This is a genomic window from Streptomyces sp. NPDC005728 (assembly GCF_040630895.1).
Taxonomy (GTDB): Bacteria; Actinomycetota; Actinomycetes; order Streptomycetales; family Streptomycetaceae; genus Streptomyces.
In genome coordinates this window covers 45,807-59,710 of sequence record NZ_JBEXYL010000060.1, presented here as the reverse complement: position 1 = coordinate 59,710, position 13,904 = coordinate 45,807, and the positions used below count along the sequence as shown (strand labels likewise).

General features: G+C 70.8%; 11 protein-coding genes, 1 tRNA gene and 1 pseudogene. 4 read left to right on the top strand and 9 right to left on the bottom strand.

Going from position 1 to position 13,904, the window contains the following annotated elements:
- Positions 1-123: 123 nt before the first annotated feature.
- Both ABZ471_RS31905 and ABZ471_RS31900 read right to left on the bottom strand, forming a co-directional pair.
- On the bottom strand, positions 124-1,131 hold the full coding sequence (locus ABZ471_RS31905) for a ParB N-terminal domain-containing protein (RefSeq protein ID WP_359071283.1): 1,008 nt from the start codon (positions 1,129-1,131) through the stop codon (positions 124-126).
- 145 nt (positions 1,132-1,276) lie between these two features.
- Complete coding sequence (locus tag ABZ471_RS31900; protein WP_359071282.1) at positions 1,277-2,020, bottom strand: hypothetical protein; 744 nt, start codon at positions 2,018-2,020, stop codon at positions 1,277-1,279.
- Positions 2,021-2,110: 90 nt separating this feature from the next.
- On the opposite strand from ABZ471_RS31900, the gene aroB reads away from it, so the two are divergent.
- The gene (gene aroB / locus ABZ471_RS31895; RefSeq protein ID WP_359071280.1) at positions 2,111-3,223 is read left to right on the top strand and encodes a 3-dehydroquinate synthase; all 1,113 of its coding nucleotides are present in this window, start codon (positions 2,111-2,113) and stop codon (positions 3,221-3,223) included.
- A 62-nt stretch (positions 3,224-3,285) separates the two neighbouring features.
- On the opposite strand, the gene pabB is transcribed toward aroB, so the two are convergent.
- Together pabB and ABZ471_RS31885 are read right to left on the bottom strand one after the other, a co-directional pair.
- Positions 3,286-5,475, bottom strand: coding sequence for an aminodeoxychorismate synthase component I (pabB, locus tag ABZ471_RS31890; protein WP_359071278.1), 2,190 nt, complete (start codon positions 5,473-5,475; stop codon positions 3,286-3,288).
- A gap of 31 nt (positions 5,476-5,506) precedes the next feature.
- The gene (locus ABZ471_RS31885) at positions 5,507-6,223 is read right to left on the bottom strand and encodes a 50S ribosomal protein L11 methyltransferase (RefSeq protein ID WP_359071277.1); all 717 of its coding nucleotides are present in this window, start codon (positions 6,221-6,223) and stop codon (positions 5,507-5,509) included.
- Positions 6,224-6,538: 315 nt separating this feature from the next.
- Between ABZ471_RS31885 and ABZ471_RS31880 the strand changes: the two genes are divergently transcribed.
- Positions 6,539-8,395, top strand: a complete 1,857-nt coding sequence (locus ABZ471_RS31880; protein ID WP_359071275.1) for a helix-turn-helix domain-containing protein — start codon at positions 6,539-6,541, stop codon at positions 8,393-8,395.
- Here ABZ471_RS31880 and ABZ471_RS31875 read toward each other — a convergent pair.
- The 3 genes from ABZ471_RS31875 to ABZ471_RS31865 all read right to left on the bottom strand — a co-directional run bounded on the left by ABZ471_RS31875 (position 8,374) and on the right by ABZ471_RS31865 (position 11,229).
- Complete coding sequence (locus ABZ471_RS31875; RefSeq protein ID WP_359071273.1) at positions 8,374-9,528, bottom strand: transposase; 1,155 nt, start codon at positions 9,526-9,528, stop codon at positions 8,374-8,376. The genes ABZ471_RS31880 and ABZ471_RS31875 overlap by 22 nt on opposite strands.
- A gap of 427 nt (positions 9,529-9,955) precedes the next feature.
- Complete coding sequence (locus ABZ471_RS31870; RefSeq protein WP_359071271.1) at positions 9,956-10,804, bottom strand: NAD(P)H-binding protein; 849 nt, start codon at positions 10,802-10,804, stop codon at positions 9,956-9,958.
- A complete protein-coding gene (locus tag ABZ471_RS31865) occupies positions 10,801-11,229 on the bottom strand; it encodes a nuclear transport factor 2 family protein (RefSeq protein ID WP_359071269.1) in 429 nt (142 codons plus the stop codon). Before ABZ471_RS31865 ends, ABZ471_RS31870 begins: the two co-directional genes overlap by 4 nt.
- A gap of 88 nt (positions 11,230-11,317) precedes the next feature.
- Here ABZ471_RS31865 and ABZ471_RS31860 point away from each other — a divergent pair, with 88 nt between their 5' ends.
- Together ABZ471_RS31860 and ABZ471_RS31855 are read left to right on the top strand one after the other, a co-directional pair.
- Entirely contained in the window at positions 11,318-11,935 is a 618-nt protein-coding gene (locus tag ABZ471_RS31860; protein ID WP_359071267.1) for a TetR/AcrR family transcriptional regulator, read from the top strand.
- Positions 11,936-12,336: 401 nt separating this feature from the next.
- On the top strand, positions 12,337-13,416 hold the full coding sequence (locus tag ABZ471_RS31855) for a polyprenyl synthetase family protein (protein ID WP_359071265.1): 1,080 nt from the start codon (positions 12,337-12,339) through the stop codon (positions 13,414-13,416).
- Between the two features lie 73 nt (positions 13,417-13,489).
- Here the strand turns inward: ABZ471_RS31855 and ABZ471_RS31850 are convergent.
- Positions 13,490-13,567: pseudogene (locus tag ABZ471_RS31850) on the bottom strand (Uma2 family endonuclease); the annotation flags it as partial.
- 179 nt (positions 13,568-13,746) lie between these two features.
- Positions 13,747-13,819, bottom strand: a tRNA-Ala gene (locus ABZ471_RS31845).
- Positions 13,820-13,904 lie beyond the last annotated feature (85 nt).

Below are 13,904 nucleotides of genomic sequence, written 5' to 3'. Positions count from 1 at the left end.
ACGCCGGCGGGAAGTCCCTCCAGCGTCGCGACAAGTGCCGGACCGTGGGACTCCCCCGCGGTCAGCCAACGCAGCCTGCTCAACGGTGCTCCTCCAAAAAAACCGGTAACGATCGGGGCGTACTCAGGCCGCGCCTTCGGCGTGCCGGGCCAGCGTCCTGGCCAGTGCGTTCCACTCCGCGGCCCGCTGTTCGGCCGCGGCGCGCACGAGAGGGGCGCAGTGCGCGGGCAGAACAGCCGCGATCTCCTGCCACCTGCTCGGCTCGAGCTGTGTCGTCAGCAGCATGCGCAGCAGCAGCCGGCCCGGCTCCGTCCCCTTCAGGGAAGGGTCCTTGGCCAGCCTCTGCAGCGCCGCGAGCGCTGCCGCGCCGCGCGGTTCGTCCGGCCTGCCCGGGCAGCACACGGTGTGCCGAAGCGGGCCCCCGGCACCGGCGACCGCGTCCCCGGCAGCGCCGCGCCTGCCGTCGGGGACGGGGTCCTGACCGCGGTACAGGCGGTCCCGCACATCGCGGACCGTCGCCGTGGACACCCCGGACCGCTCGGCCAGTTCCCGCAAGGACGCGTCGGGATGGGCCGTCAGCAGGGAGGCCGCCCTGCGGCGCCCTTCGGCGCTGTTGAGCGGCCGGACCGCGCCGTCCCGGCCGACCCTGCTGTGCGACTGCGGAATTTCCGCACTCGCACTCCTGCGCAGCTTGCCCACGGTCTTGTCGCTCAGCCCCGTGCGCTCCGCGATCGCCCGGTCCGACCAGTGCGGGTGGGAGAGCAGGATGCGGGAGGCGGCGAGCCGGCGCTCGCCCCTCGTCAGGGGCAGACCGTGCCGCACGTTCAGCTGCACGGACAGCACGTAGGCGTCCGCCTCGCTTCCGTCGAAGAAGCGGACCGCTATCTCCCGGTGGCCCCGGAGCGCCATGGCCGAGAGGCGGTGCATGCCGTCGATGACCCGCATCGTGGGCCGGTGCACCAGGATCGGCTCGAAGTCCCTGCCGGATTCGGCGAGCTTGCGCACATGCTCTTCGTCCTGGCGCAGGCCACGGGGCGAGTCGGACGGTCTGAGCGCCTCGACCGGCACGATCTGGGGAGCCGACGCCCCCTGGGCGGCAGCATTGATGACCGAGACGCCGACGCGTGTCAAAGCACCCTCCCCCATCCCTGGTTGAACTTTGACCCAACCGGTGCGTTACCGATCGTGCGTCACGCGCGGGGACGGCACCAAGGCCGGAGGGCGCACTCCGTCAGGTGTGCGGGAGTCCGTCAAGTCACCCCGGAAGCCTGCTGGATCACGGCTGATCCGGCTGGTCGTCGGGGTGCAGGTCCGCCGGCAGAGCAGCGATCAGCCCGGCGAGGGGCTCCGGGCCGACGAGGATCGCGTGCCGCACACTGTCGTACTGGACGGCCTGGTCACCGGCGATGAACCAGTGCCGGCCGCCGGGCGCGCGGGAGACGGTGTAGCAGGCGTCGATGCCCTCGGCGAACACGGTCCCGGCCAGGCCCGGCCAGTACCGGGCGAGTGAGTCGGCGGGTTGCACCAGGCTGCCCGACCGCGTGTCGTACTGCAGGGCCCGGTCCCCCCGGAAGAACCAGAAGACGCCGTCGGACGGGCCGGGCGGGCACACCCCGTCGATGCCCCGGGCGAACTCCGCCTCGGCTCCGCTGAACCGGAAGATCTCCTCTATGGGGGCCGGCCCCTGGAGTATGACCCCCCGCACGCTGTCGTACTGGACGGCCAGGCCGCCGGTGAAGAACCAGTGGTAGCCGTGCGGCTGGTGGTACGTGGTGTAGCAGGCGTCGATGCCGTGGGCGAACTCCGTCCCGGCCAGCAGCGGCCAGTACCGGACGAGAAGATCCGCAGGCTCGACGACGGCGCCTCGCACCGCGTCGTAGCGGAACGCCTTGTCGCCGCGGAAGAACCAGTAGTGCCCGTCCTGGTCGGCGGCGCGGCACAGGCCGTCGACGACGCCGCGGCTCCGGCTCGTCCGGCCTTGGAGGACGTGGTGCAGGGTGGACTGGATGGAATCGGCCACGGGCCCCTCCATGTCAGGGTCGGTTGGAAACCTGACGAAGTGAACCAGCCCTCGTTGCGGTGGTCATGGGGCGTCGGCAGATTACGTCAGGTGAAGCATGCTCCTGCCGGGCACGGCTCTGCGCCCGCTCGACACCACGTCCGCGGCACGGCCGGCACCGAACCGTACGAAGTGCTGGTCGGCCGTCACCTCCGAAGCCACCTGCCCCGGTTGATCGGTGACCGGGCGAAGCGTGTCGCCGTCATCCACCCCGAGGCACTCCGCGCGACCGGCACCGCGCTCCGTGCCGACCTCGCCGGACAGGGCTACAAGGCCGTCGCCCTCAAGGTACCGAACGCCGAGGAGGCCAAGACGGCCGAGGTCGCCGCCAACTGCTGGCAGGCGCTGGGCCGGGCCGGGTTCACCCGCACCGACGTGATCGTCGGCGTCGGGGGAGGCGCGACGACGGACCTGGCCGGATTCGTGGCCGCGACCTGGCTGCGCGGGGTCCGCTGGATCGCCGTCCCGACCACCGTCCTCGCGATGGTCGACGCGGCCGTCGGCGGGAAGACCGGCATCAACACCGCCGAGGGCAAGAACCTGGTCGGCGCCTTCCACCCGCCCGCGGGCGTCCTGTGCGACCTGGCCGCACTGGACTCGCTGCCGGCCGACGACCACGTGTCCGGACTCGCCGAGATCATCAAGGCGGGCTTCATCGCCGACCCGGTGATCCTCGACCTCATCGAGTCCGACCCGGAGGCGGCACGCACACCCGCGGGCCCGCACACCGCCGAGCTGATCGAACGCTCCATCGAGGTCAAGGCCGCGGTCGTCTCGGACGACCTGAAGGAGTCCGGCCGGCGCGAGATCCTCAACTACGGGCACACCCTCGCCCACGCCATCGAGAAGAACGAGGGCTACACCTGGCGGCACGGCGCGGCGGTCGCGGTCGGCCTGCACTTCGCGGCCGAACTCGGCCGGCTCTCCGGCCGGTTGGACGACGCCACGGCGGACCGGCACCGCACGGTCCTGCGGTCCGTCGGACTGCCGCTGCACTACCGCCACGACCAGTGGCCCACGCTGCTGGAGACGATGAAGGTCGACAAGAAGTCCCGCGGCGACCTGCTGCGTTTCGTCGTCCTGGACGGCCTCGCCCGGCCCGCCGTCCTGGAGGGGCCCGACCAGGCCGTCCTGCTCGCCGCGTACCGCCGGATCGCGCGCTGACCGTCCGGCACCGTCGGATCACGCGGCGGGGCCGGGGCCCCGCATGACCCGACGGTCCGGTCCTACGGCGCGCCGGTCCGCGCGACGGCCGCCTCCGGATGCCGGTCCGGGAAGAGGGTGCCGGTCAGAGCGAGCAGCGGGGCGGCCTTCACGGCGGTCTCCTCGAACTCGTCCGCAGGGTCCGACAGGGCTATGACGGCGCCCCCGACCCCGTACTGCACCCGGCCGGGGGTGACCAGCACGGTCCGGATCACCACGCTCAGGTCGGCCGCCCCCGTCAGCGAGAAGTAGCCGACGGCGCCCGAGTAGACACCACGCGGCCCGGCCTCGAACGCGTCGATGAGCTGCATGGTCCGGATCTTCGGCGCGCCGGTCATGGAGCCGGGAGGGAAGGAGGAACGCACACAGTCGACCGCGGTCCGACCCGCGCGCAGTCGCGCCCGGATCCGGCTCGTCAGCTGGTGGACCGTCGCATACGTCTCGACCCGGAACACCTCGGCCTCGACGGACCCGATCTCGGCGTGCCGGCCGAGATCGTTGCGGGCGAGATCCACGATCATCAGGTTCTCGGCGCGGTCCTTCTCGTTCGACCGCAGGTCCGCCACGAGTTCCGCGTCCTCGGCCGGGGTCGCGCCCCGCGGCCGGGTGCCCTTGATCGGCCTCGACTCGACGACGCCGTCCGCCGTCACGCGCAGAAAGCGTTCGGGCGAGGTGCTGAGCACCGACAGCGAACCGAAGTCCAGCAGCGCTCCGTACGGCGCCGGGCTGGTGCGGCGCAGGAAGCGGTAGCCCTCCCAGGGATCCAGTTCGCCCCGCACCTCCGCCCTGTTGGTCAGGCACACCTCGTACGTCTCACCGGCCGCGATCTCCTCCTGGCAGCGGGAGATCAGGCGCAGATAGGCGTCGCGGCCGTGCCGCAGTCCGAGGCCGGTCAGCTGCGCGGGCGCGGGGTCCGCCGCCGGCGCAATGCCCGCGACCGACGCGAGGACGTCCGCGGTGGCGCGCAGCCAGGTCCGGGCCGCCGTGTCGTCGGGCCCCTCCGCCAGAGCCAGCAGATACGTGGTCCGGGTGGCGTGGTCGAGGACCACGGCACGGTCGGCGAAGACCATGACGGCGTCGGCGTGCTCCGACCGGTGCGCCGCCTCGCCCCCGCACTCGGCCTTCAGCTCGTAGCCCAGGTAGCCGACCCACCCCAGAGCGAAGTCGAACGGCAGATCGGGGACTTCGGTGCGCGTCGCCTGCAAGTCCCGGTCGAGCCAGTCCAGGAACCGGGCCGAGACGACCTGGGTGTCGTCGGCGGACCGCAGGGTCACGGTCCGGCTGCTCACATCGGCACTGGCCACCCTGGCAAGCGGCCCCGAGGCGTCCCCCATGACGGAGAACCGGGCGGTGTCCCCGTCCGGTCTGCTGCTGTCCAGCCAGAAGGCGTACTCACCGCCACGGAACAACCGGTCGAAGACGACCTCGTCGTCCCAGCGCGTGGGGTGCTGTTCGACGAGCACGCGCAGGTCGCGGTGGAGTCCCTCGTCCCGGTCCGCTGCGCCGCCGGCCGGGGCGACGTGTGCGGTGAGCGGTGCTTCCTCTCGACCGGCGTGCGCGGCTGGAGCGGCGTACGCGGCTCGGCCGGCCTGCGCGGCGCCGCCCGGTTCGATCCGCACCCGGCCCTGCTCGGCACGCCGTTTCCCGCTCAGGTCGATGAAGTTCGCCAGCAGGTCGTGGCCGTGCCGGGTCAGGATGGATTCGGGGTGGAACTGCACTCCCCACCGCGGCCAGTACCGGTGTTCCACCCCCATCAGGACACCGTCCGGTGTCCAGGCGACCGCCTCCAGTTCGTCCGGCAGGTCGGTCACGGCCAGCGAGTGGTACCGCACCACCTCGAACGGCGAGGGCAGCCCGCTGAACAGCCCCGTCCCCCGGTGCAGCACGGACGAGACGCGGCCGTGCCGCGGCTCGGGCGCCGGGGAGACCGTGGCGCCGTGCGCCAGGCTGAGCCCCTGATGACCGAGACAGACGCCCAGCAGCGGAATGTCCGCGTGCTCCAGGATTTCCCGGCATATGCCGAAGTCGTCGGCCTCGGCCGGGCTTCCCGGGCCGGGAGAGAGCACAACGTTGTCGAAGGTGCCGAGAAGCCCCCGGTGCCATTCCGGGTCGTCGTTCCGGATCACCACCGGCTCTTCCCCGGTCAGCTGGGCGAGATAGTGGAAGAGGTTGTAGGTGAACGAGTCGTAGTTGTCCACAAGAAGCGTACGCAAGGTGATTCCCCCGAGTGAGAGTACGCCGCCGTCAGCGAGTGGCGCGGATCTCGAAAAGGATGTGCTCCATCGTCTCGCTGCCCTCGAGGAAGTCGCGCCGGTACAGCTCCCGCAGCTCCCGGCCGCACCCGGCGGCCATCTCGTGGAGCAGGTCGACGTCCCCGCGGTTGCTGAACTGCAGCAGCGCCGCGCCGCCCGCGGTGAGCCGGGTCGGCGCCTCGGCCAGGTAGCGCTGGTGCGCCTGGTATCCCGGATCCACGTAGGCGCACTCGTGATCCGTCTCGTAGCGGTAATCCGGCGGCGCCAGAACGAAGTTGGAATGCCAGTAGACGGTGTCGAACCGGTCACCTTCGTCCAGCGCCGAGAACAGGTCGCTGTGCACCGCGTTCACCCGGTCGGCGACGCCGTGCCGTGCCGCATTCATCTCCGAGTTCTTTACCGCGTGCGGATTGATGTCGGCGGCGACCACACGCCGGCAACCGGAAAGGGCTGCGGACACCGCGATGATTCCGGTCCCCGCCCCGATCTCCAGAAATGAACCGTGCTGAGCGAACCGGAAATCCCCGTTTCCGACGAGACCCAGGATCTCCATGGCCACGCTCGTCGTCGCAGAAAAAGGCGGGGCAAACACGCCATCCAGGAGATCCCACTCCCGGCCTGCCATAGCGAACGTATCCGGCCGATCCTCTCGCCGGAGCGCCTCCCGGCTGCGCTCCAGACTTCTGACGTAACTCTTAAGTTCGGTCATGCCCACCCCTTACGGAAAATGGGAAGCCGTTCCGACATCCCCGTCCTGCCATCCTCTCCGAGTCGAACAGACTTACGGAAGGTGCTCCTGGGACAACCCGGCCCACTCACGACGGTGTTCGGGACACACATCGCACGGGCCGAGACTCCGCCCCTGGCTTGACCAGCGGAAACCGCAGAACCTAGGCTCGATGGCTCGAACTGATTCTTTGCACGGGGGTGTCTCTTGAGTCTGGGCGATGATGAGTCGACAGATTTTTCGCTGTCTGTTCTAGAACTACTGGCCCAAGAGGCACCTACCGGGCATTTCGAGGACATGCGCAGACTCGCGCGGCAGCGGCAAATTCCGGAAGAGCAGATCGAGCGCCTCGAACAAGCGGTCCGGCTGGCACTGGAAATCCGCGCCTCGACGGATCGGCGACGCCGGCGGGAGGCCGCACTGACCTCCCTGGTCGACACGGCCCAGGACATGGCGTTCCACAGCAATCTCGAGAGCCTGCTGACCATCGTCACGAGCCACGCGCGGCGGCTGCTCGACGTCGACATGGCGTACGTCAGTCTCCGCCAGCCGGACGGCGGTTCCTACGTGCACCAGTCGGACGGCGAGACCACCGCCCTCAGCGTGGGGCTCGCCATGGACCGGGGCCTGGGCCTCGGCGAGTTCGTACAGGAGAGGCGGGCCCCGTTCTGGACCTCCGACTACCTCGCCGACCAGCGGTTCGCACACGAACCGAAGATCGACGAGGTGGTGCGTTCCGAGGGCCTCCACGCGATCGCCGCGGTACCCATGACCCACGGCGGTAAGACGATCGGCGCGCTGTACGGCGCCTCGCGCGACATACGCCACTTCTCACCCAACGAGATCAGCCTGCTGCGCTCGCTGGCCGAGGCGGCGGCCGCCGCGATCCGGGGGGCCCGGCGGATGGAGCGGCTCCAGGCCGATCTGGCCGAGGCCCGGTCGGAGAACGCCCGCACACAGACCGCGCTGGCCGCGATGCGGGGGCTCTCCGAGAGCCAGAGCCAGCTCGCCGACCTGGTGCTGGAGGGCGGCGACGCGGACGACGTCCTCAGGGCGGCCGCGGACGTTCTCGGCGGCACCTTCACGGTGCGTGACTCCGACGGGAAGATCCTGGCCGCCACCGGCGCATTCCCGGAGCTCGACGCCGCCGTGGTGGTGCGGGCCGTGCTGGACTCCCACGCGAGCGGTATGCCGACCCCCGTGACGGACACCGTCTGGGCCACCCATGTCACCACGGGAGTGGCGGGGCCGGGTGTCCTGCTGTTCCAGGAAGAGACGCCCCTCACGGAAGAGGGCAAGCGGCTGCTGTACGCGACCGGCCAGACGGTCGCCTTACTCCTGCTGCTGCGGCACAGTGTGGCCACCGCGGCGGGCCCGGCACGCGACGAGTACCTCGACGACCTCCTGGCCAGTGCGCCGCAGTCACCGCGCCGGCTGGCCGAGCGGGCCCGGCGGCTGGGCATGAACCCCGGTGGGCAGCACGTCGTCCTCGTCGTCCGCCCCGAGGGCGGAAAGCAGGGCGAGGCCGCGCTGTGGGCCTCCTCCTACGCCTACCGGCACGGCGGGCTCAAGACCCTGCGCGCCGAGTGCCTCGTGCTGCTCCTGCCCGGGACGGACGCCTCGGCCGCCGCCCGCGCGGCGTCCGACAACCTCTCTCCCCTCCTGGGCCATCCCGTGACCGTGGGAGCGGCGGGCCCGACCTACGAGCTGGCCTCCGTCAACAAGGTGTACCAGGAGGCGCAGCGCTGCCTGGACGCGCTGGTCGCCCTCGGCGGCACGGGCGGCACCGCAGCGGCGCGGGACCTGGGCTTCCTCGGCCTGCTGCTCTCCGACGACCGCGACGTCGACTCCTTCATCGCCTCGTCCGTCGGTCCGGTGCTCGACTACGACGCCCAGCGCTCCACCGAACTGATCAGCACGCTCGAGGCGTACTTCACCTCGGGCGGCAGCCCGACCCGGGCGGCGCAGGACCTCCATGTCCACACCAACACCGTCGCGCGCCGGCTCGACCGGATCACCGAACTCCTCGGCGACGACTGGCAGCAGCCCACGAACGCCCTCGAGATCCAGCTGGCCCTGCGCCTGCTGCGGGCCCGGCACGCGATGTACCGGACGTCCGGGCCGCAGCAGGATCAGGCCGAGCGCGGGACGTAGTCCTCGGAGCAGCGGTGCGTGCGCGTGAGAGCGGCGACCGCATAGGCCGCGGAGGCGAGCGTGATGTGCCGGTGCCAGCCGCGGAAGGAGCGGCCCTCGAAGTCCTTGAGCCCGACGTCCTCGCCGACCGCGGACAGGTCCCGGCACGCCCGGCCGCCCAGCTTCGTCAGCCGCACCAGCGCGCTCGTGGGAACCGACACCATGTTGGTGACCCACAGCCCCCCGGGCGCGGACCGGGTGTCCTGCCACTCCCCGAGCAGCTTGAGGTCCCGCCCGGCGCCGCCGTGGCCCGGCCGGCGGTTGTGCCCGCTCGCGGCGCCGACGCGGACCGCGACGGCCAGGGAACTGCGGCGAGCGCCCCACGGGTCGATCTGGTCGGCCCACTCCACGGGCCTGCGCAGCCCCTTGACCGATGCCAGGATCTGCCCGGCGGCGAGCGCCCCGCCGCCGTAGCCGGGCAGAGCGGGGTCGTGCACCATGAGCTGCGCGGCGTCGCCGATGCGCGCGATCACGGGGACGCCCGCGTCCGTGAACCGTCCGATCGTGGACTCCACACGGCCGATGTGGGTGTTCAGCACGACCGGCCGGGACGGGAGCCGCCACGAACTCATCGTGTCCAGGAAAGCCGAGGCGGCGGTCTCCTCCAGGGTCTCTTCGCCGGCTCCTTCGGGGATCTCGGCCCGGCGCCGCTTGTCGTCGTCACCCATCCATGAATCGGGCAGGTAGAGGCGCCAGTTGACCGGTGTGTTCAGCGTCTCGGAGGCGTGCCAGACACCGAAGGCACGCTGTCCGCGGAACACCCCGAGGCACGGGTCCAGACCGTAGTCCACGCCCACGGACTGGTCTCCCGCCTTGGGGATCGACATCGGATGCACCACCCAGGCCTGGGGCGCGCTCAGCTGCGCGAGGTGCGCGGCGAGTGCCTCGCGCACGGGCATCCAGTCCCAGGTGGAGCTGCTGATGAAGTGGTGCAGGCTCTGTTCCGCCGCCGGGCCGCCCACCTGGGCGGCGATGTTGCGGATGGACTTGCGCCCCTGCACCTGGAGCAGTCCCCGCAGGTACTGTTCCCCTTTCTTGCGCTGGTCCCGCCTCGCGAACGAGGCGAACAGCACACCGGCCAGTTCTCGGGTCACGGCCTCCCGCGCGTCCCTCGGGTCGTCGGCCGCTTGTCGCCGCCGGGGCGGAAATGCCTCCCGCGTCTTGCGCGTGGATCCGCCCTCACCGAATGGAATGATCACAGAAACTCCCCCAGTTGCCGTGGCGGCTCCATGCCGCTCACATCAACCATGCCCCCTCCGGGGCTCCGCACAGGAGGTGCACGGGCCCCCTACCCGCCGTCCCGAACGGTCGCTCCGGCACCGGCGAGTGGTCCACTCCGGGTGAACGGCGTTCGTCCCGGGGGTGTCCGCGCGCACGAGGGGGGTGGCCGGGCCACACCGACAACGGCACTAGTGGTGAGTTCAACCACTGGCCCGCACGACGCACAGGCCTCATCCTGTCACCCGGGCGAAAGTGCGGCTGCTGCGCGGAGTCCTGAAGTGGTCGTCCAGGGGGCGTACTTCATCCGCCTCCTGCCAACTCCCGCTCGGCGACCGCGCGGAAGCTGCGCGGCGGGCGGCCCGTGATGCGCAGGACGGTGTCGGTGGTGCGGTCCTCGGCCCCGTCGGCGATGGCGCGGTCCATGCCGGCCAGCATCGTGGCGAACTCCACCGGCAGCACCGCGGCCAGGCGGTCGCGCATGCCTTCGTAGGTCAGGTGGTGGTGGGCCACGGGGCGGCCGGTGACCTGCGTGACGATCGTGGCGATGTCGTCGTGGCTGAGTGTCTCCGGTCCGGTCAGGACCAGGTCCGTCCCGGGCGGGCGGTCGTCGGTCAGGACGTGTACGGCCACGGCGGCGATGTCGTCGGCGTCGACGAATCCGACCCGGCCGGTGCCGGCGGCGGTCAGGATGACGCCGTCGTCGCGGATACTGACCGCGTGGGCGTGGCCGCCGGTGAAGTTCTGCATGAACCAGGAGGGCCGCAGCACCGCCCACTGCTCGAACAGACCGGGCAGGACCCGGTGCACCGTTCCCGCCCCCGGGCCCCCTTCGGGGATGGCGGAGGAGCTGAGGAGTACAGCGCGGCGTACGCCCGCGGCGCGGGCCTGGTGGAGGAAGGGCAGCATGACCGCGGCCGGGTCCGGATCACCGACCGGCGGGACGAGATAGACACGTTCGGCTCCGTCGAGGGCGTCGCCGAAGGTGGCCGGGTCGTACCAGTCGAAGCGGACGGGTTCCGCGCCCGGGAGGCGGGCGGCCCGGCGGCTCGCGGCCCTGACGCGGTGGCCGGCGGCGATCAGCCCGGCGACGGTCCGGCTGCCGGTGGTGCCGGTGGCCCCGATGACCAGGGTGGTACCGGTGCCGGTCATCGCAGGCCGCTCCCGGTGAAGCGCAGGCCGGGCTCCTGGACCGCGAGGGGGTTCCAGTAGTCCCGGTAGGTGGCGAAGTGCCCGTCCCTGACGGACACGACGGCGATGTAGGTCATGTCGAAGGGGGCACCGGTCCTGACCAGCCGGCCCACGCCGCGCATCTCGACCACGATGGTCTCCGGGCCGGTTGTCCGGTGGATCCGCAGGTCGGGGAAGTCGTGCAGGTCGATGTGAGCGGGGTAGTCGCGCATATAGGCGGCGACGGCCTCCCGGCCGTTCAGCCGCTCGGGCCAGCCCGGGGGCGCGAAGGGGAACTCCATGACGCCGTCCTCGGCCCACAGGCCGACCCAGGCGGGAATGTCCCCGTCGAGCAGCAGGCGGAGGCTGTGACGGTAGAGCTCTTCCGGTGATGTGTACGTGGGCATGGGTTTCTCCGTCCCGTACGATACGGACCCGCAGTCCGTTTTGATGGACGATACGGACCGCGGGTCCGGATCGCAAGGGAGGAGCCACATGACCGAGCGCAGACCGCGCAAGGACGCGACACGTAACCGAGCGGCCGTCTTCGCGGCCGCCGACACGCTCTTCGCCGAGTGCGAGAGCCCCGAGAGCGTCACCATGGCCGATATCGCGACCGCGGCCGGCGTCGGCAAGGCAACCCTCTTCCGCGCCTTCGGAGATCGCACGGGGCTGATCCGCGCGCTGTACGAGGCACGGCTCGAACCGGTCAGGAACGCCGTCGAGCACGGTCCACCGCCCCTGGGGCCGACCACCCCGCCCCCGAAGCGCGTGCCGGCCCTGCTCGACGCCGTCCTGTGCTTCAAGCTCGACAACCGCCACCTCGCCCTGGCCCTGGAGCAGACCGGCACGCTCAGCCCCTACCAGGCCGGACACTACGAGCGCTGGCACGCTCTGCTCCGCGACCTCCTGGAGCGGATCCCGGGGACGGCCGGCACCGGCTTCGCCGACTTCACCGCCCACGCACTGCTCGCCGCCACCCGGGCCGACCTCGTCGCTCACCTCGCCGGCGAGAAGGACGTGCCCCGCGAGGAACTGCGCGAACAACTGGCGCACTTCACCGCCTCGGTCATCGGTGTCCCCACCCGACCGGGACCGGCCGCCGGGGGCTGACGGCGGTCGGTGCGGCTCTCTTCACAGGGCGGCACGGGGGTGCTTGGGGCATGACCCGGGTTGAACAGCGACGTGCCATGGGGCAGGGCGATGCCCGCTTTCGCTTTCCTTGAAGGGAGTACGCGAGGGAAGGGGCGGCCGTCCCCGGCGCCAGTAGAAGCAGATGCTGACCGGAGGATGGATGCTGCGTGTCGGGTGACCGGGGTGCTCCGGAGATCAGCCGAGACGCGCCTGGCGCGGACCGGGGGCGCGTAGAGCGTGAGGAGAGCCTCTGGCGATCCCGCGCCACAAGCCTGACCTCGACCACCACCTCGCTCGCCACTGGCGGCAGTCGCAGCACGTTCCATGGCGATGGCAGGCTGACCACCGACATCCATCAAGGAAGGCCGGCCCGAACGCAGATGAACAGCAATGCCCTCAGCGCCTTGGAGCGTGCCTCCGGTCACCAGCAGCGATTCGTTTCGTCCTTCGAGAAGTACTTCGCCGAACTCGCCGGTGACCTCGACGGCTCGCGGCTGGGCCGCTTCCCTCCCCGGTGCCTGGAACTGCTGGCGGAGTTGTCGCTGCGCGGCGGGAAGCGGATACGGATCGCCCTGCTCCACGAGGCGGCACACCTCGTCACGGAGGAGGAGGTACCGGGGCTGCTGGAGGCCGCACTGAGTCTTGAGCTGCTCCACAGCCACGCGCTCATCCTTGACGACATCATCGACGACTCACCCTTGCGCCGCGGTGGCCTCTCGACGTACTACGCGTACCGCGAAGACCTCCCGGAGAACCCGCAGGCCGCGATGGGACTGGCCATGATGGCCGGTGATCTCGCCGGTTTCCTGGCCCTGCGCGTGCTGCTCCAGGCAGAGCTTCCCGCCGATCGCAAGCAGGCCATGATCGACGTCCAACTCGGCGTGACGACGGATACCGTCATCGGCCAGATCCTCGACATCGAACGCGACGTCACCTCCTCAGCCGATGAGAGCCTGCTGGAGACCGTGTGCGAGTACAAGACGACCCGCTACTCCATCCTCGCCCCCCTGCGCCTCGGCCTGCTGGCCGCGGGCGAGGACCTGGCCGAGCACGAGGAAAGCCTGCGCCGCTACGCCACTCTGGCCGGCATCAGCGGCCAGATGCGCGACGACTACCTCGACCTCTTCGGCGACCCGGACATCACCGGCAAGCCCGTCGGCGCCGACCTGCGGGCCGGCCGCCTCACCTACCTGGTCCGCGAGCTGCTTGCCGCTACTGACGCGGACGAGCACAACACCGTCAAGTCCGCTCTCGGGAGTCCCGACTGCACACCGCGGACCATCGACCGTATCCGCGATATCGCCTACCGCCACGAAGTGCACAACCATCTGCAATCGGCCATCGACCGGTACGCCGAAGCCGCCTCCGCCGAAGCCGCGTCCTGGCGCCGGCACTGGCGTGAGGAAGCCGTGGCCTTCTTCGAGCAACTGCCCTCGTGGAACACCCGGAGGACCCGCTAGTCCCGTGCGTCCCCCGCCCCGATCGGACGGCACGACGACGCAGACGTTGACACGGCGTATCCGCCCTTGACCGGACCAGCAGCACATGCCCGGGACGCGTCGGCGTGACGTCGATGGTGTCCGCGCGGTACACCACCGCATCCGGACGGCGAGGTGCCTCCCTGAACCTACGGGTGGGCCCGGACCTGCCGAATCCACGCCAGTCCCCCAGAGGCACCCCGGCGCCGGCTCAGCCTGCAACGGAAAGGCCCAGAGACCAGAGTGCACGGAAGTGGACGCACCAAAAAGCCCCTCCAAACCACGTTTCCGCAGGTCAGAGGGGCTTCACTGTGGAGCCTAGGGGAGTCGAACCCCTGACATCCGCCATGCAAAGACGGCGCTCTACCAACTGAGCTAAGGCCCCGGAAAGGGAAGCGTCGGCCGGAGATGTCGCATTCCGGCGGCGCCGTAGACCAGAGTACCGGGTCACCCCCCGTATCCCGCAAAAA

Excerpts from the sequence above, each read along its gene's own strand:
- ABZ471_RS31885 (WP_359071277.1), bottom strand. The coding sequence starts at position 6,223 with ATGACCGAACTTAAGAGTTACGTCAGAAGTCTGGAGCGCAGCCGGGAG.
- ABZ471_RS31870 (WP_359071271.1), bottom strand. The coding sequence starts at position 10,804 with ATGACCGGCACCGGTACCACCCTGGTCATCGGGGCCACCGGCACCACC.
- ABZ471_RS31880 (WP_359071275.1), top strand. The coding sequence starts at position 6,539 with ATGCGCAGACTCGCGCGGCAGCGGCAAATTCCGGAAGAGCAGATCGAG.
- ABZ471_RS31865 (WP_359071269.1), bottom strand. The coding sequence starts at position 11,229 with ATGCCCACGTACACATCACCGGAAGAGCTCTACCGTCACAGCCTCCGC.
- ABZ471_RS31855 (WP_359071265.1), top strand. The coding sequence starts at position 12,337 with ATGAACAGCAATGCCCTCAGCGCCTTGGAGCGTGCCTCCGGTCACCAG.
- ABZ471_RS31860 (WP_359071267.1), top strand. The coding sequence starts at position 11,318 with ATGACCGAGCGCAGACCGCGCAAGGACGCGACACGTAACCGAGCGGCC.